The 23817-nt window shown below is 64.4% G+C and carries 27 protein-coding genes and 1 tRNA gene; 11 read left to right on the forward strand and 17 right to left on the reverse strand.

All coding sequences use genetic code 11. The annotated features are described in order from the left end of the window. Window positions 1-9 precede the first annotated feature (9 nt). Complete coding sequence (locus tag RAM60_RS14240) at window positions 10-1086, forward strand: AI-2E family transporter (RefSeq protein ID WP_369026212.1); 1077 nt, start codon at window positions 10-12, stop codon at window positions 1084-1086. On the opposite strand, the gene RAM60_RS14245 is transcribed toward RAM60_RS14240, so the two are convergent. The 11 genes from RAM60_RS14245 to RAM60_RS14295 all read right to left on the reverse strand — a co-directional run bounded on the left by RAM60_RS14245 (window position 1083) and on the right by RAM60_RS14295 (window position 11368). After that, a complete protein-coding gene (locus RAM60_RS14245) occupies window positions 1083-3035 on the reverse strand; it encodes a hypothetical protein (RefSeq protein ID WP_369026211.1) in 1953 nt (650 codons plus the stop codon). The two genes, RAM60_RS14240 and RAM60_RS14245, sit on opposite strands and share 4 nt — an antisense overlap. Beyond that, the gene (locus RAM60_RS14250; RefSeq protein ID WP_369026210.1) at window positions 3032-3466 is read right to left on the reverse strand and encodes a hypothetical protein; all 435 of its coding nucleotides are present in this window, start codon (window positions 3464-3466) and stop codon (window positions 3032-3034) included. Before RAM60_RS14250 ends, RAM60_RS14245 begins: the two co-directional genes overlap by 4 nt. Window positions 3467-3548: 82 nt before the next feature. Then, entirely contained in the window at window positions 3549-4175 is a 627-nt protein-coding gene (locus RAM60_RS14255; protein ID WP_246449846.1) for a hypothetical protein, read from the reverse strand. A gap of 79 nt (window positions 4176-4254) precedes the next feature. Then, a complete protein-coding gene (locus RAM60_RS14260; protein WP_369026209.1) occupies window positions 4255-5052 on the reverse strand; it encodes a DUF1295 domain-containing protein in 798 nt (265 codons plus the stop codon). Beyond that, window positions 5049-5669, reverse strand: a complete 621-nt coding sequence (locus tag RAM60_RS14265; protein WP_200981975.1) for a lysophospholipid acyltransferase family protein — start codon at window positions 5667-5669, stop codon at window positions 5049-5051. The genes RAM60_RS14260 and RAM60_RS14265 overlap by 4 nt, the downstream gene beginning before the upstream one ends. 96 nt (window positions 5670-5765) lie before the next feature. Next, window positions 5766-6341, reverse strand: a complete 576-nt coding sequence (locus RAM60_RS14270; RefSeq protein ID WP_369026208.1) for a hypothetical protein — start codon at window positions 6339-6341, stop codon at window positions 5766-5768. Window positions 6342-6415: 74 nt separating this feature from the next. Further along, the gene (locus RAM60_RS14275) at window positions 6416-8023 is read right to left on the reverse strand and encodes a carboxyl transferase domain-containing protein (protein ID WP_369026207.1); all 1608 of its coding nucleotides are present in this window, start codon (window positions 8021-8023) and stop codon (window positions 6416-6418) included. After that, window positions 8020-9012 carry an alpha/beta hydrolase gene (locus RAM60_RS14280; RefSeq protein ID WP_369026206.1) on the reverse strand — a complete coding sequence of 331 codons (993 nt, stop codon included), beginning with the start codon at window positions 9010-9012 and terminating at the stop codon, window positions 8020-8022. Before RAM60_RS14280 ends, RAM60_RS14275 begins: the two co-directional genes overlap by 4 nt. Window positions 9013-9038: 26 nt before the next feature. Further along, the gene (locus RAM60_RS14285) at window positions 9039-10208 is read right to left on the reverse strand and encodes an isovaleryl-CoA dehydrogenase (protein WP_369026205.1); all 1170 of its coding nucleotides are present in this window, start codon (window positions 10206-10208) and stop codon (window positions 9039-9041) included. A 108-nt stretch (window positions 10209-10316) separates the two neighbouring features. Further along, window positions 10317-10403, reverse strand: a tRNA-Leu gene (locus RAM60_RS14290). 92 nt (window positions 10404-10495) lie between these two features. After that, window positions 10496-11368 (reverse strand): zinc-ribbon domain-containing protein, encoded by an 873-nt coding sequence (locus RAM60_RS14295; RefSeq protein WP_369026204.1) that lies wholly within the window; start codon window positions 11366-11368, stop codon window positions 10496-10498. A gap of 157 nt (window positions 11369-11525) precedes the next feature. Between RAM60_RS14295 and ftsE the strand changes: the two genes are divergently transcribed. From ftsE to RAM60_RS14320, 5 genes are read left to right on the forward strand one after another with little or no spacing between them, the layout of a single operon-like run. After that, window positions 11526-12251 (forward strand): cell division ATP-binding protein FtsE, encoded by a 726-nt coding sequence (gene ftsE, locus RAM60_RS14300; protein WP_369026203.1) that lies wholly within the window; start codon window positions 11526-11528, stop codon window positions 12249-12251. Continuing rightward, window positions 12248-13180, forward strand: a complete 933-nt coding sequence (locus RAM60_RS14305; RefSeq protein ID WP_369026202.1) for a cell division protein FtsX — start codon at window positions 12248-12250, stop codon at window positions 13178-13180. The genes ftsE and RAM60_RS14305 overlap by 4 nt, the downstream gene beginning before the upstream one ends. Further along, on the forward strand, window positions 13177-13707 hold the full coding sequence (locus tag RAM60_RS14310) for a YdcF family protein (protein ID WP_369026201.1): 531 nt from the start codon (window positions 13177-13179) through the stop codon (window positions 13705-13707). The genes RAM60_RS14305 and RAM60_RS14310 overlap by 4 nt, the downstream gene beginning before the upstream one ends. 8 nt (window positions 13708-13715) lie before the next feature. Then, on the forward strand, window positions 13716-14396 hold the full coding sequence (locus RAM60_RS14315; protein ID WP_369026199.1) for a lysophospholipid acyltransferase family protein: 681 nt from the start codon (window positions 13716-13718) through the stop codon (window positions 14394-14396). Next, window positions 14389-14940 carry an MOSC domain-containing protein gene (locus tag RAM60_RS14320; RefSeq protein ID WP_369026197.1) on the forward strand — a complete coding sequence of 184 codons (552 nt, stop codon included), beginning with the start codon at window positions 14389-14391 and terminating at the stop codon, window positions 14938-14940. Before RAM60_RS14315 ends, RAM60_RS14320 begins: the two co-directional genes overlap by 8 nt. On the opposite strand, the gene RAM60_RS14325 is transcribed toward RAM60_RS14320, so the two are convergent. Next, window positions 14937-15842 carry a prephenate/arogenate dehydrogenase family protein gene (locus RAM60_RS14325; protein WP_369026196.1) on the reverse strand — a complete coding sequence of 302 codons (906 nt, stop codon included), beginning with the start codon at window positions 15840-15842 and terminating at the stop codon, window positions 14937-14939. The two genes, RAM60_RS14320 and RAM60_RS14325, sit on opposite strands and share 4 nt — an antisense overlap. Beyond that, on the reverse strand, window positions 15839-16939 hold the full coding sequence (gene hisC, locus RAM60_RS14330) for a histidinol-phosphate transaminase (protein WP_369026194.1): 1101 nt from the start codon (window positions 16937-16939) through the stop codon (window positions 15839-15841). Before hisC ends, RAM60_RS14325 begins: the two co-directional genes overlap by 4 nt. A gap of 94 nt (window positions 16940-17033) precedes the next feature. On the opposite strand from hisC, the gene metX reads away from it, so the two are divergent. Then, complete coding sequence (gene metX, locus RAM60_RS14335; RefSeq protein ID WP_369026192.1) at window positions 17034-18122, forward strand: homoserine O-acetyltransferase MetX; 1089 nt, start codon at window positions 17034-17036, stop codon at window positions 18120-18122. After that, window positions 18119-18703: a methionine biosynthesis protein MetW gene (gene metW, locus RAM60_RS14340; RefSeq protein ID WP_200981989.1), complete on the forward strand. Its 585-nt coding sequence runs from the start codon at window positions 18119-18121 to the stop codon at window positions 18701-18703. Before metX ends, metW begins: the two co-directional genes overlap by 4 nt. Here metW and fghA read toward each other — a convergent pair. Beyond that, window positions 18700-19542: an S-formylglutathione hydrolase gene (fghA, locus tag RAM60_RS14345; protein WP_369026190.1), complete on the reverse strand. Its 843-nt coding sequence runs from the start codon at window positions 19540-19542 to the stop codon at window positions 18700-18702. The genes metW and fghA overlap by 4 nt on opposite strands. Before the next feature lie 102 nt (window positions 19543-19644). Between fghA and RAM60_RS14350 the strand changes: the two genes are divergently transcribed. Beyond that, window positions 19645-20772 (forward strand): serine hydrolase domain-containing protein, encoded by a 1128-nt coding sequence (locus RAM60_RS14350; RefSeq protein ID WP_369026189.1) that lies wholly within the window; start codon window positions 19645-19647, stop codon window positions 20770-20772. Here the strand turns inward: RAM60_RS14350 and RAM60_RS14355 are convergent. From RAM60_RS14355 to RAM60_RS14365, 3 genes are read right to left on the reverse strand one after another with little or no spacing between them, the layout of a single operon-like run. Further along, window positions 20765-21271 (reverse strand): prolyl-tRNA synthetase associated domain-containing protein, encoded by a 507-nt coding sequence (locus tag RAM60_RS14355; RefSeq protein ID WP_369026187.1) that lies wholly within the window; start codon window positions 21269-21271, stop codon window positions 20765-20767. The genes RAM60_RS14350 and RAM60_RS14355 overlap by 8 nt on opposite strands. A gap of 6 nt (window positions 21272-21277) precedes the next feature. Further along, window positions 21278-21658 carry a VOC family protein gene (locus RAM60_RS14360; protein ID WP_200981993.1) on the reverse strand — a complete coding sequence of 127 codons (381 nt, stop codon included), beginning with the start codon at window positions 21656-21658 and terminating at the stop codon, window positions 21278-21280. A gap of 54 nt (window positions 21659-21712) precedes the next feature. Then, window positions 21713-22825 (reverse strand): S-(hydroxymethyl)glutathione dehydrogenase/class III alcohol dehydrogenase, encoded by a 1113-nt coding sequence (locus RAM60_RS14365; protein ID WP_200981994.1) that lies wholly within the window; start codon window positions 22823-22825, stop codon window positions 21713-21715. A gap of 99 nt (window positions 22826-22924) precedes the next feature. Here RAM60_RS14365 and RAM60_RS14370 point away from each other — a divergent pair, with 99 nt between their 5' ends. Both RAM60_RS14370 and RAM60_RS14375 read left to right on the forward strand, forming a co-directional pair. Continuing rightward, window positions 22925-23311, forward strand: coding sequence for a hypothetical protein (locus tag RAM60_RS14370; RefSeq protein ID WP_369026186.1), 387 nt, complete (start codon window positions 22925-22927; stop codon window positions 23309-23311). A gap of 73 nt (window positions 23312-23384) precedes the next feature. Next, complete coding sequence (locus tag RAM60_RS14375; protein WP_369026185.1) at window positions 23385-23816, forward strand: hypothetical protein; 432 nt, start codon at window positions 23385-23387, stop codon at window positions 23814-23816. Window position 23817 lies beyond the last annotated feature (1 nt).

Raw genomic sequence — 23817 nt, forward strand, 5'->3', positions numbered from 1 at the left:
GGGCGGGGCATGCAGGACAGGTCACTCGAGCGAGGCGGATTTCTCCTTTTCCTCGCTTTGGTGACACTGGCCCTTCTGGTCGTGGTGCTGCCATTCGCGCAGCCGATGCTGTGGGCAGTCCTGGCGGCGATCATGTTCCAGCCGCTGTTTCGCTGGTTTCTCACCCGCAATCCCAGGAGCGAGAACCAGGCGGCTCTGGCGACCTTGCTGGTCATCGCGGTCGCAGTGGTCCTGCCGGCCTTCCTCATCGGCAGCGCCGTGGTCGAAGAGGCTGCCGGACTGGTGGTCGCGTTCCAGGAAGGACGGATCAACGTTTCCGACTGGTTCGAACAGGTGCAGGGCCTCCTGCCGGCGAACATTCGTGCGTCGATGGATGCATCGGGATGGGGCGACCTTGCGGCGCTGCAGGCGCGGGCCCAGGAATTCGTGCAGGCCAGTCTCGGCCTAATCGCGGCACAGGCGCTGGCGATCGGCGGAAGCGTCTTCGGTTACGTCCTCGCCTTCGGCATCGCGCTCTACGTCAGCTATTTCATGCTGCGCGACGGGCGCCGTATTGCGGAGGCAGTCCTCGGCGCCCTGCCGTTCGAACGGGCAATCGCGGACCGGCTGGCAGAACGTTTCCTCGGCATCGTTCGCGCGACCATCAAGGGTTCGGTCGTCGTCGGGCTGGTGCAGGGGGCCCTGGGTGCGCTCACCTTTTGGATAGTCGGCATCCCTTCCATTTTCCTGCTTGGAGTCATCATGGCGATCGCGTCGCTGCTCCCGGCAGTGGGACCGGCGATCGTCTGGGTACCCGCCGCCATCTACCTCCTCGCCACTGGAGCAATCTGGCAGGGCGTCGTGGTCATCGTCTCGGGCGTCGCGGTCATCGGCATGGCCGACAATGTCCTTCGCCCCATGCTGGTCGGGCGCGATACGGGAATCCCTGACTGGCTCATCCTCGTGACCACACTGGGCGGTATTGCGCTGCTGGGCCTGTCGGGGATCGTCGTGGGCCCGCTTGTCGCAGGCCTGTTCCTCGCTTCCTGGGGGATCCTGCGCGAACAGCGCGAAGGATCCCCGGTCGAGGGCATGGAAGAAGCCTAGCCGTAGGACCCGAAGCCGCATTCCTCCCAGCGCGAGAGGGTGCGGTTGTAGCTGAATTCAACCCAGTCGAATGCCTTGTCGAGGACCCGGGTGGCAAGCATGGCCATGTTGACGCTCGCGCCCTTGGTAAAGGTCACGCTGCCGGTGTCGTACTGCTTCACGATGCGCAGCACCTGCCCGTCGGCATAGCCGTAGGCTGCACCTGCGCGCGGATTACCGGGCAGCGTCATTGGCAGATCGACCTCGCTGGCGACTGACACGGCCATTGCAGGACCTGCCGGCTTGAGCACGCCTGCCGCCGAGAGCGTCGCCACCTTGTAGAAGCCATGCGCGGTATAGGCCGTGGTCGCATTGCCACCGTCAAACCGGACAAAGGGGAAGGACAGCGGATCGTCCATGCCATTGGGTGACCGGGCATTGCCGAATTCACCTTCGGCCTGGATGCGGCAGGATCGGTCGATGAACCCGGTCCACAGCACACCGAGCCATTCGCGCCCCACTTCCTGCGCCAGGGCAGAACGGAAGTGGCGCACCTTGGCGCGGATGCCCTTGGGTGGCTGGCGATAGATCCCGGCAGGTGCTCCTTCGACCGGATCGGTCAGCGAAGCGGGGCCATAAAGGGCGAAGGCGTGGATGGCGGACCCGCGGTCGAGCCATGCATCGATCTCAAGGTCCACGTCGCGCAGCGCCTGGCCATGGGTCGTGCTGAGCGCGACGGTCGTGTCGACCGTCCGGATTCGGCCCGAAACCCAGCTGTTGACCCAGACCAAGCCGCAATCCTCGAACCTGCAATCCTGCAGCTGGGTGGAAGGGACTGGCGCGACCTCGTATCGGGTCGGGTACTTGTAGCTGTAGAGGCGCCCGTTCGTCGAACCGCCTCCGATCCAGACATATTCGCAATCCCGCCACAGGCAATTGCGGAAGTGCCCGCGGCGCTTGCCGGTGTCTTCCTGCGCGATCTTGCAGTCGCCGAACTCGCAGTCTTCTGCTGCCACAACCGGGTCGCAACCGAGATTGAGGCCGTTGCCATTGCCCGTCAGCATGCGGCAACGGGTCAGTGTGAGCTGTTCGATCGCGTCGTCGGCACCCACGGCGTAGAAGATTTCGCCGCGCCATCCGATGAAGTCGGTATCCCGGCAGATCACTTCGCCGACGTATACGTCCTGTAGCCAGAAGCCCTTGTCGGTGATGTCCCAGCCGTCCCCAGTCGCGGTGTCGGCGGGATAGGTGTATGTGCCTGTGCGACTGCGATTGCCTTTGAACACCAGCCTGTCGAGCTCGAGCCGGGCAATCTTTCGTGCGGCGGGTTCGGGGCGCTCGACGTCCCCCTGTATGTAGAGACCGCCACCGCGCCACACGGCGGGCGTGGCATCGGTCGAGGACGTCGACACAGCCTGCCAGCTCGTGTCGGGATCGCCGCCGCCATGCGCACGGAAGTCGAGCACGGTCCGTGTGGCGGCGCAGCCGCGCAGGGAGAGCGATCTGCGGACGACGAGTGGGTGCCCGTCCTCGGCGCGGGTCGCGAGCGCAGGCGAACTTCGTACCGGACAGTCGACCCGGTAGCGAGCTGCCTCGAAGCGAACTTCGCGAGCTTCGATGGCTTCGGCGTAATCGATCGCTGCCTGGATCGCATCGCGATCGTCGACGGCCCCGCCGCCTATTGCTCCACCTTGCTCGACCGACAAGGCGCCGGCATCCGGCAGCAGCCTGAAATGACGGCTGTTGGCAGTGGTGAAGGCGAAACGCGGATGAGCAGCCACCAGAGCCGCGTCCGCAAGCGCATCGGCGACATAGCGCGCTGCCCCCTTGCCAGCCTCGGTGTATCCGCCACTCTCCAAAGTGAGCACATCGGCTGCCGGACTACGGTTGGCCAGTTCGGCGTAGAGTGCCGGTTGGAGTTGTGCGGTGCGGCTTGCTAGTCCCAGCGCGGATAGGCCGAGCGCGCTCATTGCGACACCCGATAGGTTATGGTTCCGCTTTTCGGTGCGAGTTCGAGGTAGAGGGCGGCGGAGCTATCGCTTTCGGCCCAGACGGGTTCGCACGCATTGCCCGCGTATGCGGCCCATGAGACCCCGCCGATGGTAAGTGGGTGGAGGGTGGTTCCGCCATCGGTGGATCGCATGACCCTGACCAAGCCCTGCCAATCGCCCGAGAGAGTCAGGTAGACGGGAGCAAATGCGGCCGGAGCGAAGGGCCCGACGACCGTCGAAATTCCTGTCGAGCCTTCAAGCGGGGAGGGTGCAGCGGGAGCGAGGGATACGGTGGGTAGGGGCGCGGCATTCGAAACGAGGGCGATTTTGCCCGCCCCGTCTTCCTGTCCGATCGCCATGACGGGCGCGAAGCCACCGGGGGCTTCGATTGGGACGCGGTGTGGTGACATTGGTTGGCTCCCGAATCAAAAGGAGCCAAATCGGTTAATCACACTCAAGCATGTAGGAAAACGGAATTTCCCTAAAAAGGGTTCAGGCGGCGCGCAGGCCCTTGGTGCCCTTTGCACCGCGGTCGGTCGCGCTTAGCCCGTCGAACAGAGCGTCGATCAGGTAGGCCAGCTTGTCCTCGGTCAGTCGCTCGCCGATCATCGCGATGAGGTAGGGCTGGATATAGGACACGATCGACTGGTTGATCAGCGACAGAACCATGTTGATCTCCAGGCCCTCGAAATGCCCTTCAGCCTGTGCTTCGACGATCAACTCGCAAAGATAGTGGTCGGCGAGGTCGATATAGCCCTGCGCATATTCGAAATAGCGCTCTCCCATCTCGACATAAAGCATGAAGCTGGCGGGGTCGGTCCTGTAGTTCTCGCGCAGCAACTGGAAGCGGCGGACGAAGAATTCGTACATTTTGCGGCGTGGCGGCAGGTCGGTAGCCATGACCTCGTCCATCACGGCGAGCTTGGGCGCGAACCATTCGCCGGTCACGGCCTCCAGCAGGTCCCGTTCTTCGGGAAACACGCTTTCCACCCGCGTGCGGGTAACGCCCAGTTCGGCGGCGAGCTTGGCGCGCGTCACTTCCTCGCCTCGTCGCTCCATCAGCGCCATGGCTTCGCGCGCAAATCGCTGGCGCAGTTCGTCGAGATCCTCATCGCTCAAGGCAGAACACTCCCGTCTCGGCCTGCTGCCCATTTAGGGCTTCGGCGGGGAGGTTAAAGCCCCTTGATTACGCTTTTTCTTACGACTTGCGAGGCGGACGCGGGAAGAACCCCGAAGTACGACGCTTGTATTCCTCGTAACCGGGGCGTGATTTCTTCATTCCACCCTCAAGCAGCGGGGCCCCCGACCACCTTGTCAGCGTGAAGGTCAGGAAGAGCGGGCCGATGATGGTCGCGGCGGCGACCCACCATCCGGCGGAAGAACTGGCAATCCAGATGCCCCACCAGGCGCAGGCATCGCCGAAGTAATTGGGGTGGCGCGTGTAGCGCCACAGGCCGCGGTCCATGACCTGGCCCTTGTTCGCCGGGTCGGCCTTGAACCGGGCCAGCTGCCAGTCGCCCACCCACTCGAAGAAGATGCCGATGACCCAGACGGCGAGCCCGATGAGCGCGAGCCCGCTGACCGGTTCCGCGGATCCCGCTTCGAGGATTCCGTATTGCGCCGGGCTCGACACCATGAAGAGCAGTATGGCCTGGCCGAGAAATATCCGGGTCAGGGCTGCCACGGCGAAATTCCCCTTTTCACGGTCCTTGCGCAGCATTCTCTCGTAGCGCTTGTCCTCGCCTTCGTGGCGCCAGCGGAAGAAGAGGTAGATGCACAGCCGCGCTCCCCAGGCGACGGCCATCGCCATCAGCAATGTGGCCAGTGGACCCGGCTCGGCGAGCTGCATCCAGCTGGCAAAAGCCATCAGCGCCATCCCGCCACCCCAGAAGCTGTCGATGAAGGACACGTCGTCGATCTGGACTGCAACCACCCACAAGATGAGAGTCACGCCGAGCAGGATGGCCGCGTTCGCAATGAGTGCTTCCAGAATCATGCCTCGTTCCCCCGTTCGGCAATCAGCTTGTTCTCGATAATGGCGAAACGATCGCAGTCGGGTCGTTTCGCGCGATAGAAGGCGATGATCCTCGCCAAGTCGGCCGGGTAGTCGCCCGTCGGCATGATCGGATCGCCCAGGCCGCCGCGCATGGTCTGGTTGTTTACCCATGCCGGCACGATCGGCACGCCTGCGGCCATGGCTATGTGGTAGAAGCCGCTCTTCCAGTCACCTTTGAAGGTGCGCGAACCTTCGGGCGCGATGACGAGGGCAAGATCCTTCGCGCGGGCGAAGGCATCCGCCACCTGCTCGACGTAATTGGCGCGCTTCGACCGGTCGACCGGGATGCCACCCATGTCGAGCATGAAATTGGTTGCGGGCCACTTGAACAGGCTCATCTTGCCCATGAAGCTCGGACGGATGCCAAGCTCGTTGGTCGCGCCGAGGAAGAAGATGAAATCCCAGTTCGAAGTGTGTGGCGCGCCGAGGATGATGAACTTGTCGCAATCCGGCCTGCCGCCTTCCAGCTTCCAGCCCTTCCAGCGATAAAGCGCGACGAGCAACCTGCGCACGATGCGGCTGAGCAGCGAAGGCTTGCGGTTTGGATCGGTCGGCATTCTCTCTTCCCCTGCCCGGATGCCTAGCACCAAAAAAACAAATGGCGAGCCCGCCGGGGCCCGCCATCTGTAGAAATCGATCGAGGGAAGCGTCGATTACGCTTCCTCGACGACCTTCGCATCGCGATGTTCGGCACCGACGTCGTCGACGAGGCGGTCGAAGAGGTTCTCGAAATGCGTCATCGCCAGGCGCAGGTCCTCGGTCGAAGCATCGCCGGCTTCGGCGCGTTCGCTCAGCTCATGACCGGCGAGGTAGTGCTTGGCGACATCCCCATGCTCGACGGTGAGGTCGGCGTGACGGTGCTCGAAATCGGTGACGGGATAGCCGCGCGTCTTCATCACCTCGGTGATGAGATCGTCCGACTTGTCGACCGCAGCCGTCGGATCGTTGACGAACAGCGCCTTGGCATCGTGCCACTGACCGGCAAAGCGGTCGTGCTCGGCAGGGGTCAGCGGGCGGATGTCGAATTTGGCAACCCGCTTTTCGCGCGCCTCAAGGTCGGCTTCCGCCTTGCGGGCATTGCCATGCGTTTCGACTACGCGGTCGTATTCCTCGCCGAAATGATTGCGCAGGTGATCTGTGCGCCGCCGCTGCATCAGCAGCCAGCCGGCGATGAGACCGGCAAGCACGACAAGTGCGACGACCAAAATGGCAGTGGTTTGGCCTTCCATGGGAGTTCTCCTGAACCCCGTCCAAGCCCCTCGTATGAAAACGATACGTGCAGGAACGCCGCACGTTCCAAGGGTTACATGCGGAATACGCCGAATTGCGGCCGTTCGGCGATAGGTGCCTCGAGCGCTGCGGCGAAGGCGAGACCGAGGACGTCGCGAGTCTGCACCGGGTCGATCACGCCGTCATCCCAAAGGCGCGCGGTGGCGTAGTAGGGATTGCCCTCGTCCTCGTATTTCTGGCGGATCGGAGCCTTGAATTCCTCGGCCTGTTCAGCAGTCCAGCTCTCGGCATCGCGGTGGACGGTGGCGAGGACCGATGCGGCCTGCTCGCCGCCCATCACCGAGATGCGGGCATTGGGCCAAGTGAAGAGGAAGCGCGGGGAATAGGCGCGTCCGCACATGCCGTAATTGCCTGCGCCGAAGCTGCCGCCGATGACCACGGTGACCTTGGGCACGGAGGCGGTGGCGACGGCGGTCACTAGCTTGGCGCCATGCTTGGCGATGCCTTCGGCCTCGTATTTCCCGCCGACCATGAAGCCCGAGATGTTTTGGAGGAACAGCAGCGGTATGCGCCGCTGGCAGGCAAGCTCGATGAAATGTGCGCCCTTCTGCGCGCTCTCGGAGAACAGCACGCCATTGTTGGCAAGAATCGCCACCGGCATCCCCCAGATATGGGCGAAGCCGCAGACCAGCGTGCTGCCGTAATGCTGCTTGAACTCGTGGAACTCGCTGCCGTCGACGATGCGGGCGATAACCTCGTGCACGTCATATGGTGCGCGGACATCCTCGGGGATGAGCGCGTAGAGATCCTCGGCATCAAACTTGGGCGCGCGGGGTTCGCGAATTTCTACGTCCTTCGCCGCGCCGGCATTCGCGCCGAGGTGGCTGACGATGTCGCGAACGATGGTGAGCGCATGCTCGTCGTTTTCGGCGAGGTGGTCGACCACGCCGGACTTTTTTGCGTGGAGATCGCCGCCGCCAAGGTCCTCGGCACTGATCTCCTCGCCCGTGGCGGCCTTCACCAGGGGCGGGCCGGCGAGGAAGATCGTGCCCTGTTCGCGCACGATGACGGTCTCGTCGGACATGGCGGGCACGTAGGCCCCGCCCGCAGTGCAGCTGCCCATGACGCAGGCGATCTGCGGGATGCCAGCTGCGCTCATGTTCGCCTGGTTGAAGAAAATGCGCCCGAAATGTTCGCGGTCGGGGAAGACCTCAGCCTGGTAGGGCAGATTCGCGCCGCCGCTGTCGACGAGGTAGACGCAGGGCAGTCGGTTCTCCTGCGCGATTTCCTGTGCGCGCAGGTGCTTCTTGACCGTCATCGGGTAGTAGCTGCCGCCCTTCACCGTGGGGTCGTTGCACACGATCATCGTCTGCCGGCCCGAAACGCGCCCGATGCCCGCGATCATCGAGGCGCCCGAAACATCACCTTCGTACATGCCGTTGGCAGCCAACTGGCCGATCTCGAGGAAGGGCGAGCCCGGATCGAGCAAGCGCTCGACGCGATCGCGCGGCAGCAGCTTGCCGCGGCTCACATGCCGTTCGCGGTGCTTCTCCGGCCCGCCCAGCGCCGCATCGGCGACCTTGGCGCGCAAATCGTCGGCGAGGCCCTTGTTGTGCGCGTAACGCGCCTTGGCATCCGGTGCTTCGCGGTCGAGCTTGGTGGTGAGAGCGGGAGCAGTCATTCGGCCTCTGGGTCCAGGTGCTTGGCAAAGAAGGGCAGGAGCTGGCTGCGGAAGCGCTCCTTGACCCGGTTGGTGTGGTCGCCCTCGAAGAGCATGAATTCATGCGTCACGCCGAAATTGTCGAGCTGGGCGTGCATCGCCTTGACCTCGTCGAGGAGGAAATCCTGCTCGCCGACATCCATCGCGATGGCTTCCATCCGCTTCAGGTTTCCACTGTACTGCGAAATCATCGCCGCCGGGGAATTGTGCGCCCAGCGTGCCACGGTCAGCGTATTCGGCGCACCGTCCTTGGTGCCGAGGTCCCAGTAATAGGGCGGGTTCTGCGGGTTGGGCGAGAAAGCTGCCGACCAGGCGAAGTATCCGTAGTCCCAGAACTGCTCTGCCGTCAGCTTGTCCGGATCCATTGTCTCGTACTTGGCATCGCCTTCGCGTGACGGGCGCGGCTGGGTACAGCAGGGCGCCATCGGATAGATCGAGGAGAACACGTCGGGATGCTTCATCCCGATGCGCAGTGTGCCGTAACCACCCATCGAGTGGCCCGACAGCCCGCGGCTCTCACGGTCCGCTATCGTGCGGAACCGTGTGTCGATTGCCTCAACGAGGTCCTTCGCGATGAAGGTCTCGAAATCGCCGACCGTCGAACCCGAGGCATAGAAGCTGCCACCGCGCTTGGTGTGGCTGTCGGGAATGACGACGATCATCTCCTGTCCGCCGAACGACTGCACAGCATCGTCGGGGTCGAGCATTTCGAGGTAGCGGTCGGCGGTCGCGGTGAAGCCGTGGAGGAAATAGACGACCGGGTACCGGCGACTCGTGTCCTCGTCATAGCTCCTGGGCAGGATCACGTGGACCTTGCGCGTGGCTTCGTTGCCTTCGAGATTGCCTTCGATCGAGGGGCCATGAACCATGATCGTCTCGACCCGGGCCGAGGCGGGCGTTCCGATCGCCAGTGAGATGATCCCCAGGATGATGGCAGTCAGTCTGGTCATGGTTCTCTCTCCCCTTGGTCTGGCTCCTAACCGGCAGCCCCGATTAGTTCACGGCCGATCAGCATCCGGCGGATCTCGTTCGTGCCAGCGCCGATGTCGAGCAGCTTGGCGTCGCGCAAATAGCGTTCGACCGGCCAGTCCTTGGTGTAGCCGGCGCCGCCCAGCGCCTGGACCGCCTCGGCGGCGATCTTGAAGGCGTTCTCGCTCGCGAGGAGGATCGTGCCGGCCGCATCGAAGCGGGTGGTTTGGCCCGCATCGCAGGCCTTGGCGACCGCATAGGTATAGGCGCGCGCCGATTGCAGGGCGACATACATGTCGGCGACCTTGGCCTGCATCAGCTGGAAGGACCCGATGGGCTTGCCGAACTGCTTGCGCTCGCGAAGGTAGGGGATGACCGTGTCGAGGCACGCCTGCATTATTCCGAGCTGCAATCCGGCGAGGACCACGCGCTCGTAATCGAGCCCGCTCATCAGCACGCCGACGCCGCCATTGAGCGGACCCATGATGCGGTCTTCGGGGATGTGGCAGTCGTCGAACACCAGCTCGCTCGTGGGGCTGCCGCGCATACCCATCTTGTCGATCTTCTGTCCGATGGAGAATCCCTCGTCGCCCTTTTCGATCAGGAAGGCAGTAATGCCGCGCGAGCCCGCATGGCCATCGGTCTTGGCGTAGACGACAAGCGTGTCCGCGTAGGGGGCATTGGTGATCCAGAACTTGGTCCCGTTGAGAACATAGCCGCCTTGGACCGCCTCTGCCTTGAGCTTCATCGAAACGACGTCCGAACCGGCGCTCGCCTCGCTCATGGCTAGCGAGCCGACGTGTTCGCCGCTGATCAGCTTGGGCAGGTACTTGGCTTTCTGGTCGTCATTGCCCCAGCGGCGGATCTGGTTGACGCAGAGGTTGGAGTGCGCGCCGTAGGAGAGGCCGATGCTGGCCGATGCGCGGCTGACTTCCTCGACCGCGATGACGTGTTCGAGGTAGCCGAGGCCGAGGCCACCCCATTCCTCTTCTACCGTCATGCCATGCAGGCCGAGTTCGCCCATGGCGGTCCATAGCTCTTCGCGCGGAAACCAGTCCTCGCGGTCGGCGCGTTCGGCAAGGGGGGCGATCTGTTCGTCGGCGAAGCGGCCGACGGTTTCGCGAATCATGTTCGCGGCATCGCCCAGCTGGAAGTCGAAATCGGGGGTCGCGCGCATGGTCTCTCCTCGGCGTGCTCGCGTAATATCGTTGCGCGCGCCGATAGCCGAGCGCGCCGCGCGGGGCAAATCGTAAGACTGTGAGACAGGGAGGAATTCAGGACTGTCTGGTGCGGTCGAGAAGACTCGAACTTCCACGGGCTTTCGCCCACAACGACCTCAACGTTGCGCGTCTACCAATTCCGCCACGACCGCACACAGTCCTGCTCGGGAATGCCATGAAGGCGGGCTCCCGTCGGTAGGAGCGCGCCCCTAGCAGCGAGCCGTGAGGCCCGCAAGGACCTTTCTTACATTCCGCGCGGGGCCCAGCCGATATCGGCATAAACGGCCGATTTGGGCACGTCGGTCACGGCTTCGTTGATCGTCATTTCCTCGCCTGGGGCCAGAGTGGGCTGCGGCGGGTTCACGACCCAGCTGTAAACCCGCCGTTCGCGCTGGTCTCGCAGGACGATCAGGATCGGCGGGACATTGCGCGTCTCGCGCGCGGTGTTCTTGACGATGATGCGTGCGCCGAAGAATTCGGTGCCGTTGGGGAGCGTGCGGCGCTCCTGCTGCTCAACCGGGAAAGACAATTCGAGGTCGGGCTGCGCCGCGCCGAACAGCGGCTTCGACATCGGCATCCATTCCGGCACGCCGGCATAATTGACCGCCACGATTGCCCCGGTAGCCAGAACGGCGAAGATCGCCGCCGCATAGGTCCACATCTTGGTGATGTTGCGACGCGGCTTGAACGGCGGGGCGTGGTCGAATTGCGAGGCGTAGTCGTCCTCCTCCGGCTCGGGCGGAGGGGGGAGATCGTCCTGCACGTCGCCATAGGGCGGTTCGGTCTCGTCGAAATCGGGACCGCTCCGGAAATCTTCCGCTGCGGCACCGGCGGCGACACTGCCGCCGTAGCTGAAGTCCTGATCCGCGGCTGCCTCGTCCGCATCGGGTTCTTCGTCGACGACCGGCGCGGCGGGAGGAGGAGGCGGGGGTGGCGGAGGCGGAGGGGCGGGCGCAGGCGACGGAGCCATGGGCGCATCCACCAGGCGCTCCACATCCGGTCCGTCCTGGAACCAGCTGTGCTTGCATTTGGCGCAGCGGACCGTGCGACCTTCGATGCCAATGGCACTGTCAGGGACCACGTAGCGGGTCGAGCAGGCGGGGCATGCAATGATCATCCTGGCTCAATGCCTTAAGCTGCCTCGCGAATCACGACAAGCGAGAGCCCTGTTTGCAACCCCGCATCGCGCCTTTTTTCCACATCGAAGCGCGGTTATAGGCCTTGGTGACGATGGCGGGCGCAATAAAACTTCACGGTGACGGGACAAACGGGCGATGAGCAGCGCGGAAAGCGAGATCGTCCAGTTCAACAATGTCGGGCTGCGCTACGGCACCGACCGCGAGATCCTGTCGAATATTTCCTTCACCCTGTTTCCCGGGCGCTTCTACTTCCTCACCGGGGCCAGCGGTGCGGGCAAGACCTCGCTGTTGAAGCTGCTCTACCTTGCCCAGCGCCCTTCGCGCGGGGCGATCCGCATGTTCGGCACCGATGTCATTACCCTGCCGCGCGACCGCCTTCCCGCCTATCGCCGCCGCATGGGCGTGGTGTTCCAGGACTTCCGGCTGGTCGACCACCTGTCCGCCTTCGACAACGTCGCGCTTCCCCTGCGGGTATCGGGTGTGCGCGAGGCCGACCTGCAGGGCCCGGTCAGCGACATGCTCGAATGGGTCGGGCTGGCGCATCGCGCCGATGCCCGCCCCGCGACGCTTTCCGGCGGCGAGCAGCAGCGCGTCGCCATCGCCCGCGCGGTTATCGGTCGTCCGGACATGCTGGTCGCTGACGAACCGACCGGTAACGTCGACCCCGAAATGGCGTTGAAGCTGATCCGCCTGTTCGAGGCGCTGAACCGGCTTGGCACTACCGTGGTGGTGGCAACCCACGACGTCCACCTAATCCGCAAGGTGCCGGAATCACTGATCATGCGGCTCGACAAGGGCACCTTGTCGGATCCCACCGGAGCGTTGCGTTATCCGCCGCGTCGGGTGGCGGCCGGCACATGAAGAAGCCGCCGGTCATGGCCCGCGCGGTCGAGCGCGGCCTGTCGCCCTTCCGCGGCAAGCGTGCGGCGCACCTGCTTCCCCGCGCCCGGCTGGGCGGTCCGATGCCATGGGTGATGGCGATCATGGTCGCGCTGACCGTACTTGCTGCGGGCGGGGGCCTTGCGCTCGCCAACCTCGTCGAACGGGCGGGCGGCGACCTTGCCGGCGGCGCGACAGTCCAGATCGTCGATGCCAACCGCGAAACGCGCGCTGCGCAGGCGCAGGCTGCGGTTGCCGTCCTGTCGGATGATCCCGTGGTCGCCACGGTCAGCCTGCTGCCCGACGACCAGGTCGAGAAACTGCTCGAACCCTGGCTGGGTGCCGGGGCAAGCGACGAGAACCTGCCGCTTCCCTCGCTCATCGACCTGCGTTTCCGCGAGGAAGCTAATGAAGCGCTCATAGAGGGCCTTCGCGGCAAGCTTGCCCGTGTGGCCCCTTCGGCACGGATCGATGCACAGTCGACCTGGCTGGCTCCGGTCCTCCGCGCCCTGTCGACCTTGCGCTGGATGTCGCTCGGTCTCGTCCTGCTGCTTGCCTTCACCGGGGCGGCGGCAGTCTGGCTGGCTGCGCGCAATGCGCTGGGGACCAATCGCGACACGATCGAGATCGTCCACCTGCTGGGCGGAAACGACGACCAGATCGCCCGCATCTTCCAGCGTTCCATCCTGCTCGACGCAATCGCGGGGGGTGCGCTCGGACTTGTTCTCGGGTCGGGTGCCGTCCTCCTGATGGGGGCGCAATTCGCAGCGCTTGATTCCGGGCTCGTCGCGGGAGGAGGCCTAGGGACCACCGACTGGATCATCCTGGCCACGGTTCCACTTTTCGCGGTTGCGATTGCGGTCTACACGGCCCGCATGACCGTCCTGTCCTCGCTCGGAAGAATGTTGTGATCCTGCGTTTCGTTGCGGCCCTGCTGCTTGTCTACACTTTCGGCTTCCTCGGCTTCGCGGTGACGCTGCCCAAGCCCGTCTCCGGCGAGAAGACCGACGCGGTCATCGTGCCGACCGGCGGACCGGGCCGGATCGCGCGCGGGATTGAGGTCGTCGAGGAAGGGCTGGCGAAGGAACTTTTCGTCTCGGGCGTCGACCCGGAAGTGAAGGAGGGTGAGTTCGCCGCCGAGTTCAACGTGCCCCGGCGGTTGATGAGGTGCTGCGTCAAGCTGGGCTACCTCGCGGTCGATACGCGCAGCAATGCCGGCGAAGCGGCGCAGTGGATGAAGGAGAACGAATTCTCCTCGGTCCGCCTCGTCACCACCGACTGGCACATGGCGCGCGCCGCCTCCGAATTCAGCGAAGCCCTGCCTGAGGGCACGAAGATCGTGAAGGATGCGGTGGTATCGCAGCCCGACCTTGCAACCCTCTACCTCGAATACAACAAGCTCCTCGCCGCATCGATCTCGCAGGGCCTTCCGGTCTGAGACAAGCGATGCGGGTGCTGAGGAATATCGCGTTCTACGTCGCTTTCTACATCGGCTCGCTGCTGATCACTTCAGCATCGCTCCTCTCCCTACCGTTCAGCGTAGACCTGTTCCGAGCCCGCGTGCGCGATTGGCCGCGCTGGCAGCGCTGGTGCCTGACGCACCTCCTCGGCTGCGATATCGTGATCGAAGGCGCGCCGCTCGACGAGCCGGTGCTCTATGCGATCAAGCACGAGAGTTTCTTCGAGGCGATCGATGCGCCGCGCCTGTTCTACCTTCCCTCGGTCTTCGCCAAGCAGGAGCTTTTCAGCATTCCCTTGTGGGGGCGTGCCGCTACTGCCTTCGGGCTGGTGCCAGTGGAACGCGACGCCGGAGCGAAGGCGCTGATGAAGATGATCCGCGCCGCGAAAGCGTTAGCCGCTGAGGGACGTCCCCTGGTCATCTTTCCGGAGGGAACGCGGGTCCCGCACGGAGAGAACCGCGAGCTCCAGTCGGGCTTCGCCGGTCTTTACAAGATGCTCGGCCTGCCGGTGGTCCCGGTGGCTGTGAACAGTGGCCCGGTCTACCATCGCTGGCTAAAGAAGCCGGGACGGATCATCTATCGCTTTGGGGAGCCGATCCCCCCGGGCCTGCCGCGCGATGAGGTCGAGGCGCGGGTGCGGACCGCGATCAACGCGCTCAATGACTGATCGGATCGGGCGCGTCGTCGCGGTCAGCGCGGGCCCCGGCCACAACTTCTCCAAGCCCGTGCGCGATGCGGTCACTCTGATCGAAGGGCTGGGCGTCGAAGGAGATGCGCATCTGGGCCGAACGGTAAAGCACCGCTCGCGCGTCGCAGTCGATCCATCGCAACCGAACCTGCGGCAGGTCCATTTGATCTCAGTCGAGCTGCTGGAGGAGATGGCGAGTCTCGGCTTCGACCTTGCTGCTGGCGACCTGGGCGAAAACATCCTTGTTCGCGGGCTCGATCTGATCGACCTGCCGCGTGGCTCACGGCTGCAGATCGGCGGAACGGCTGAGATCGAGGTCACGGGACTTCGAAATCCCTGTCGCCAGATCGAGAACTTCCGTCCGGGCCTGCTCAAGCCGATGATCGGGCGCGACGCGCAGGGACGCGCGGTCCTCAAGACCGGGATCATGGGCGTGGTACTGAAGGGGGGCGAGGTTCGCGCCGGCGATCCGGTCCTGGCGATATTACCGCCCCAACCGCATGTCAGGCTCGAACGGGTCTAGTGATCCGAGCGCCCGAAGTCGGGGCGCGCGTCGTCCTGGCCTTCCTCGATGATCGACCGGCGGATGGCGCGGGTTCGCTCGAACAGGTCGAACAGAGTGTCGCCGTCGCCGTTGCGGATCGCGCGCTGGAGTGCGGTCAGGTCCTCGGTGAAGCGTCCGAGCACTTCGAGCACGGCGTCGCGATTGGTCAGGAAGACGTCGCGCCACATGGTCGGGTCACTGGCCGCGATGCGTGTGAAGTCGCGGAAACCACCGGCCGAATACTTGATCACCTCGCCGCGGGTCACGTCCTCGAGATCGCTGGCGGTGCCGACGATAGTGTAGGCGATGAGGTGGGGGATGTGGCTGGTCACCGCGAGCACGACGTCGTGGTGCGCCGGGTCCATGATCTCGACCTTGGCGCCGAGGCCTTCCCAGAAATCCGACACCTTGGCCACGGCCTCCTCGCTCGCGCCTGCTGGCGGGGTGACGATGCACCAGCGATGGCGGAAGAGTTCGGCAAAGCCCGCATCGGGCCCGCTCTTCTCGGTGCCCGCGACGGGGTGCGCCGGGATGACGGTCGCGCCGGGAAGCGCCTTGGCAATCGCCTCGCCGACGCTGCGCTTGGACGAGCCGACGTCGCTGACAATGGCTCCGGCGGGTAGTGCCCCGGCTATTTCTTGCGCCGCTTCTCCCATCGCGCCGACGGGCACGCAGAGGATGACAATTTCGGCGTCCGAGACGGCTTCGGCAGCCGTTTCGCAGACCGTACCGACAAGTCCACGTGTCGCGGCACGCTTGCGCACGTCGGCACTGGCATCCCAGCCGGTGGTCCGGACGTTCGGCAGCATCTCGCGAACGGCAAGACCGATGGAGCCGCCGATAAGACCCAGGCCGATGATGGCGACGCGCGAGACGCTCATGCCGCGCCCTCGCATAGCCGGCGCAGGACCGCGGCGATGTCGTCCATCTGCGCTTGTGTCCCGATGGTGATGCGCAGCGCCTCGGGCAGGCCTTGTCCGGGCAGGTGGCGGACTGCATAGCCTGCCTCGCCGATCGCCTCGAGCGCGGTCGTCGCGTCGAGATCGCCTTCGAAAACCACCAGCACGAAATTGGCCTTGCTCGGCAGGCACCGAACACCATGGTTTCCGAGCGCTGTCAGGTCGTCAATGAAGCGCTTCATTGACGCATTGTTCGCATCGCGCGCGTGGCGCACGAAATCGGGGTCGGACAGCGCGGCAAGCGCGGCCATCTGCCCGCTCGCAGTTACGTTGAAGGCTCCGCGCAGCCGGTTGAGCGCATCGACGAGATGCGGCGCTCCGGTCGCCCAGCCTATGCGTTCTCCAGCAATTCCGAAGGCCTTGGAAAAGGTCCGCATCACAAGGACATTGTCGGCCCGAGCGGAAAGCTCCATGCCGCCATCGTCCAGCCCGTCCTCGAGGAATTCGGCATAGGCCTGGTCGACGACCAGCAGGACATCGGCCGGAAGCCCTGCATGAAGCCGCTCGACCTCGCTGCGGGGCAGCCAGGTGCCGACTGGGTTGTTGGGATTGTCGAGCAGCACCACCCGCGTGCGCGGGGTGACGGCAGCCAGCAGCGTGTCGACATTCGGTTCGTAATCGACGGCATCGGCCATCACGACCTCGGCGCCGACCTTCCATGCCAGCAGCGGGTAGAGCGAGAACGAGTAGCGCGGGAACAGCACTTCGTCACCCGGTCCGGCAAAGGCCTGCACCGCGCAATGCAGCAACTCGCCCGAGCCCGTGCCGCAGACGATCCGCGCAGGGTCGATGCCATGAGCGGCACCGATCGCTTCGCGCAGTGCGGTCGCATCGGGGTCGGGGTAGAAGTTCGGCTGGTGCTTGCCTGCGAGCGCCTCCAGAACCTTCGGGCTGCAGCCGAGCGGGTTCTCGTTCGCCGACAGTTTGACGAGCGGGCGCCCGTCGGAAGTCTTCGACTTGCCGGGCACATAGGCGTGGATTGCCTCGATCCACGGTTTCAGGGTTGGTCTCTCTGCCATTCTGGCTTTGCCGCATGAAAGAATATCGGCCCTTCGACAAGCGCAAGGGTTGCGGTTAGAGGCAGGGTTTCATTGTTTCGCCCCAAGGTCCGATTTGAACGCGCATTCCGAAACGCTGGTCTTGCCCGCACCTCTGCCCCTCGACGGCGGGGGCGAGCTTGCGCGCGTCGAGGTGGCTTACGAGTCCTACGGCGATCTGGCCGAGGACGGCTCCAACGCGATCCTGCTGTGCCACGCCCTGACCGGTGACCAGTATGTTGCCTCGCCGCACCCGATCACCGGCAAGCCCGGGTGGTGGGAACGGATGGTCGGACCCGGCAAGCCAATCGACACCGACCGTTTCCACGTCATTTGCGCCAATGTCATCGGCAGCTGCATGGGATCGAGCGGTCCGGCAAGCCTCGCCGAAGATGGCCAACCCTACGCCATGCGTTTTCCGGTCATCACCATCCGCGACATGGTTCGCGCACATGTCGGCCTGCTCGACGCTCGGGGGATCGGGAAGCTGCACGCAGTCGTCGGCGGATCGATGGGCGGGATGCAGGCACTGAGCCTCGCCGCGAACTGGCCCGAGAGGGCGGAGCGCGTGCTCGTCATCGCCTCGACCAGCAGGCATTCGGCGCAGAACATCGCCTTCCACGAGCTCGGGCGGCAAGCGATCATGGCCGACCCGCGCTGGCAAGACGGTAATTACTACGGCGACGAAGCGCCCGACAGCGGGCTCGCCGTGGCGCGGATGGCGGCGCACATCACCTACCTTTCCGAAGAGGCGCTCACCGAGAAATTCGGGCGCAATTTGCAGGACCGGGAGGCGAAGAGCTTCGGCTTCGACGCCGATTTCCAGGTCGAATCCTACCTGCGTTATCAGGGGAGCGGCTTCACGCAGCGCTTCGACGCCAACTCGTATCTCTATATCACGCGCGCGATGGACTATTTCGACCTCGCCGAGGAACACGGCGGCAAGCTGGCCGATGCCTTCGCGGGCACCAGCGCACGTTTCTGCCTCGTCAGCTTCGACAGCGACTGGCTCTATCCCACGCCGGAAAGTCGCCATGTCGTCCACGCGCTCAATGCGGCGGGGGCGGCGGTCAGCTTTGTCGAACTCAGCGCACCGCACGGACACGACAGCTTCCTGCTCGACGTGCCCGCGCTCGACCGGGTCATCGGGGGATTCCTCGGATGATGCTTCGTCCAGACCTTGCCGTCATCGTCAATCATGTGACCCCCGGAAGCAGGGTGCTCGACATCGGCTGCGGCGATGGTGCGCTGATGCTCGCAATGCGCGAGGCGGGCTGTGACGTGCGCGGGATCGAGATCGATGCGGGTTGCGTCGAGCGCTGTGTTTCGCAGGGACTTTCTGTGGTGCAGGGCGATGCCGACCGGGACCTTGCCGACTATCCCGACAAGGGTTTCGACTACGCCATCCTCAGCCAGACTCTGCAAACCGCCGCGAGGCCCGACCGCATGCTCGACGAATTGCTGCGCGTAGGCACTCGTGCATTTGTCTCGTTCCCCAATTTTGCCCACTGGCGCACCCGCGCCGCGCTCATGTTCGGCGGCAAGATGCCGGTCACGCGCAGCATTCCAGTGAGCTGGTACGCGACCCAGAACATCCACCACGTCACCGTTGCCGACTTCCGTGAGCTGGCTCGGGATAAGGGTGCGCGGATCGACAACGAGTGGTTCTTTTCCGGCGGGCGCCCTGTCGGTGCAGCCGCAGCCAATTTGCGCGCTGAATTCGCGGTGTTCGAACTCTCGCGTTAGGCTCCCATTCGCGCTGCATGCCAGGCGACATGCTCGGCCATGAAGGTCGAGATGAAGTAGTAGGAGTGGTCGTAGCCCTCCTGCATGCGGATTTCGGGCTTCATGCCAGCCTTGGCGCAGGCCATGGCGAGGGCGCCGGTCTTCAATTGCTCCTCGAGGAAATTGTCCGCAGTGCCCTGGTCGACGAGCAGGTGGTCAAGCCGCGCGCCGTGTTCGATCAGCGCTACAGCGTCGTATTCGCGCCAGGCATCGCGATCTTCGCCAAGATAGCGGCTGAGGGCCTTTTCGCCCCACGGCACCTGTGACGGGTTCACGATCGGCGAAAAGGCGCTGACCGAGCGGAAGCGGTCGGGATTGCGCAGGCCGATGGTCAGTGCGCCGTGGCCGCCCATCGAGTGACCGGTGATGCCTTGCCGCGACAGATCGACGGGGAAGTGCTCGGCGATCAGGTCGGGCAATTCGCGTTCGACATAGCTGCGCATCCGATAGTTCGCGGCCCACGGTTCGTGCGTCGCGTCGACATAGAAGCCCGCGCCCTTGCCGAAGTCGTATTCGTCGGCTGCGTCGGGCACTTGCTCGCCGCGCGGCGAGGTGTCGGGGGCGACGAAGACAATGCCGTGCTCGGCACAGGCCGCGCGATACTCGCCCTTTTCGGTGACGTTGGCGTGGGTGCAGGTCAGGCCCGAGAGGTACCACAACACCGGCAGCTTCACGCCTGGCATGTGCGGCGGGACATAGACCGAGAAGGTCATCTCCGTGCCAGTCGTCTCCGACATGTGAGAGCAAACGAACTGGTCGCCGTTGAAGGCGCGGTTCTGCGAGAGGTAGTCGAGTGTCATGCCTGTCCCTTGGCCGTGCAGTCTGATCCTCGCAAGTGCGTGCTTGCCGCATGTCTCGCCGCAGGCCATGAACCGTGCGGATCACGCGGTTGGGAGAGCGCGATGGAAGTTCACGGGCATTGTGACGAGAAATTCGCAGCGGTTCGCCAGGTCATGGCAGCGAACCTTGCAAGCGGGGCAGACCTCGGCGCCTCGTTCTGCGCCACCATCGATGGCGAGACGGTTGTCGATGTCTGGGGCGGCTGGGCCGACGTCGAGAAGACGCGGGCCTGGGACGCCGACACCATCGTCAATGTCTATTCGACGACCAAGACCATGTGCGCGATCACCGCGCTGCTGCTGGCCGATCGTGGCGAGATCGACTTCGACGCGCCGGTTGCACGTTACTGGCCCGAGTTTGCCGCCAACGGTAAGGAAGCGGTTACCGTCGGTCACTTGATGAGTCACTCTTCAGGCCTGTCGGGCTGGGAAGAGCCAATGACTGGCGAAGACCTCTACGACTGGGAGAAGGCGACCTCGCTGCTCGCAGCCCAAGCACCCTGGTGGAAGCCGGGCAGTGCACCGGGCTACCACGCGATCACGCAGGGCTACCTCGTCGGCGAGGTTGTCCGACGCGTTGCCGGCAAGTCGATCGGGACTGTGTTCCGCGAAGAGATCGCCGAGCCGCTTGGCGCGGATTTCCATATCGGCTTGCCCGCGTCGGAGGACTATCGTGTTGCCGATCTCGACCCGCCGAACGGGGCCATCGGGGACTTCAGCAGCGAGATCCAGCGCAAGAGCCTCGCCAATCCTCCGATCGATCCGCTGGTAACCCGCACGCGCGAGTGGCGCGGGGCGGAAATCCCGGCGGCGGGCGGTACGGGCAATGCCCGCTCGGTCGCGCGAGTCCATGCCTTGTTGGCGAATGGCGGCGAGCTCGGCGGCAAGCGCATCATGTCGGAGGCAGGTTGCCGCCGGGTGCTCGACCAGCAGGTCGAGGGGCACGACATGGTGCTGCTCAATATGCCGATCCGCTATGGCCTTGGCTTCGGCCTGCCGGGCGAGATGCTTCCCATGCCCAACAAGAACATGGCCTTCTGGGGTGGCTATGGCGGATCGCTCGCAGTCATCGATTTCGACGCCCGCGCGACCTACGCCTTCGTCATGAACCGGATGCACCCCAGCCTGGTCGGCGACACGCGTTCGGCCGGGCTGATGGGCGCGATGTGGATGGCAATGGCGGCTAGCTAGCGACCGTCGGAATTGCCGCGACCTTGGGGACGTGGCCCCAGTGGCGGAGCAACCGCAGAATGGCTGTGCCTTCAAGGCCCAGCGTGCCGGTGTTTCGCAACGGGTGGACATTGACCCGCTTTGCATCGGCGAGCGAAGCGTCGAGCACGACCGTTACGCTGGCCGGGGTGGCATTGATCATCGCTAGCGGGGTGACCGATCCGGGCGAGATGCCCAGCAGCCGCTCCATGTCCTCGGCCTTCCCGAAACTCACCCGCTTGCAGCCGATGGCGTGAGGCAGTGCCTTCAGGTCGACCCGTGCCTCCGCTGGGACGGTGACCAGCCAGAAAGAGCCGGCGGTATCCTTGAGGAAGAGGTTCTTGGTGTGTGCACCGGGGATGTCCCGGTCGACCTTGCGGCTTTCCTCAACCGTGAAAACCGCAATGTGCTCCTGGGACGAAAAAGGGATTGCCAGCGACGCAAGGTCGGCCAGCAATCCCTGTTCGCCGCGTTGGTGCAAGCGCAGTCAGCCCATCCGGTGGAGGGCGCAGAGCTTGTTGCCGTCGGGATCGCGCAGATAGGCGAGGTACATGGCATTGGGAGTGCCTTCGCCGCGCACGCCCGGCGGATCTTCGATGGCAGTGCCGCCGGCCTCGACGCCCGCTGCGTGCCAGGCGTCGGCCTGCTCAGGAGTCATCGCGATACCGATGGTGCAGCCGTTGCCGGCAGTAGCCGGCTCGCCGTCGATCGGCTTGGTGACGAGGTAGGCGCCGCCGTTGTGGAGATAGATGAGGCGACCTTTCTCGTCCGTGATACCTTCCTTGCCGCCGATGGCCTTGAAGGTGGCGTCGTAGAATTTCTTCGAACGCTCGAGGTCGTTCGAACCGACCATCATGTGACTGTACATGGGGACTCTCTCCTTGGGTTTCGATTCGCCACCTTAATGCGGTGTCGAATGCATTCAATAGACCACGACGCTGCGGATCGATTCCCCTGCGTGCATGAGGTCGAAGCCCTTGTTGATCTCTTCCAGCGTCAGGACGTGGGTGATCATCGGGTCGATGGCGATCTTGCCGTCCATGTACCAGTCGACGATCTTGGGCACGTCGGTGCGTCCCTTGGCGCCGCCGAACGCGGTGCCGCGCCAGTTGCGCCCAGTGACCAGCTGGAACGGGCGGGTGGCGATTTCCTTGCCCGCTTCGGCCACGCCGATGATGATGCTGGTGCCCCAGCCGCGATGGCACGCCTCAAGCGCGGTGCGCATGACTTCTGTATTGCCGGTCGCGTCGAAAGTGTAATCAGCACCGCCGTCGGTCATCTCCACCACCTTGGCGACAACCTCGTCGCGGCTCATGCCCTTGGTGTTGAGGAAGTGGGTCATGCCGAACTTGCGGCCCCATTCCTCTCGGTCCGGGTTGATGTCGATGCCGACGATCATGTTCGCACCCGCGAGCTTGGCGCCCTGGATCACGTTGAGGCCGATCCCGCCGAGGCCGAAGACCACGACATTGTCGCCCACCTGCACCTTGGCCGTGTTGACCACCGCTCCGACGCCGGTCGTCACGCCGCAGCCGATGTAGCAGCTGGTCTGGAACGGTGCGTCCTCGCGGATCTTCGCGACCGCGATTTCGGGCAGGACAGTAAAGTTCGAGAAGGTCGAACAGCCCATGTAGTGGAAGATCGTCTCGCCCTTGTAGGAAAAGCGGCTGGTCCCGTCGGGCATCAGGCCCTTGCCCTGCGTCGCGCGGATCGCGGTGCACAGGTTCGTCTTGCCAGAGAGGCACGATTTACACTGGCGGCACTCGGGCGTGTAGAGAGGGATCACGTGATCTCCCGGCTTCACGCTGGTAACACCCGCGCCCACTTCGCGCACGATGCCGGCACCTTCATGGCCGAGCACGCTGGGGAAGATGCCCTCGCTGTCGAACCCGTCGAGCGTGTAGGCATCGGTGTGGCAGATGCCCGTCGCCATGATCTCGACCAGCACCTCGCCCGCCTTGGGGCCTTCGAGGTCGAGCTCGACGATTTCGAGCGGCTGCTTGGGGGCAAAGGCAACGGCGGCGCGGGTCTTCATGGGTACTCTTCTCCTTCGGCCCGACGGGTTAGGCTCGCGGCGCGCGACCCGCAAGCGAAGTTGCTTGCTGTTCATGATGCGCAGCCTAGGTTCGTTGCCATGCGCTTCCTCATTGCCCCCATAGCCCTCGTCCTTGCCGCACCCGGTATCGCACAGGATTCTCCTGCTCCGACCGCACCCGCGCCGACGCTGGAAAGCCTTTCGCTCGAGCAACGCACTTCGCTGCGCTGTTCGGTCGGCTTCGCCATCGTCAACCGTCTACAGGGTGACGGTAGTCCGGAGGGGACCAAATATCCGCCGCTCGGCGAGCGCGGCCGCGAGTTCTTCGTTCGCTCGACGGCCAAGCTGATGGAGGACACCGGTGCCGACCGGGCTGCCGTGGGCGATCTGGTCAATGCGCAGATCGCGGAGCTCGTTGCCGATGAGGGGCAGCTCGATGCCATCCTGCCCGGCTGCATTGCCTTGCTCGATGCCTCTGGTCTTTGAACACGTTCAGCACCGTGCAAGCGTCGCCAACCTACTGTTTGACCCGTTCGCAGCAATTTTCGGGGTCGATCCCATGCGCAGACTGATTCTCCCCGTCGCCGTAATGGCGGCTTTTTCAAGCCCTGCCGCAGCGCAGGACGCGCCCGCTCCTGCGTCACAGGCCGCACCGCTCGCCGGAATGGCTGAGCAGATGCGCGACCCGGAACGGCAGCGCGAAATGGCGATGATGGTCCAGGCAATGACCGAAGTCCTGCTCGACATGCCGATTGCCCCGCTGGCCAAGGCTGCCGCCGATATGGCGGGCGAACAGGCTGAAGAAATCGATCCCAACATGACCCTGCGCCAGATGGCACCCGATGCGGGTGAGGTCAGCAAGCAGGTGGGCAAGAACCTGCCGCGGGCGATGGAAGCCATGGGTTCGATGGCCGAAGGTTTCGCCGCCATGGCCCCTGCATTGCGGGAAATGGCCGAGCGGATGAAGGACGCGCTGCCCGAGCGGCACTGAT

Source organism: Qipengyuania sp. RANM35 (genome assembly GCF_041021145.2).
In the GTDB taxonomy this organism is placed as follows: Bacteria; Pseudomonadota; Alphaproteobacteria; order Sphingomonadales; family Sphingomonadaceae; genus Qipengyuania; species Qipengyuania soli.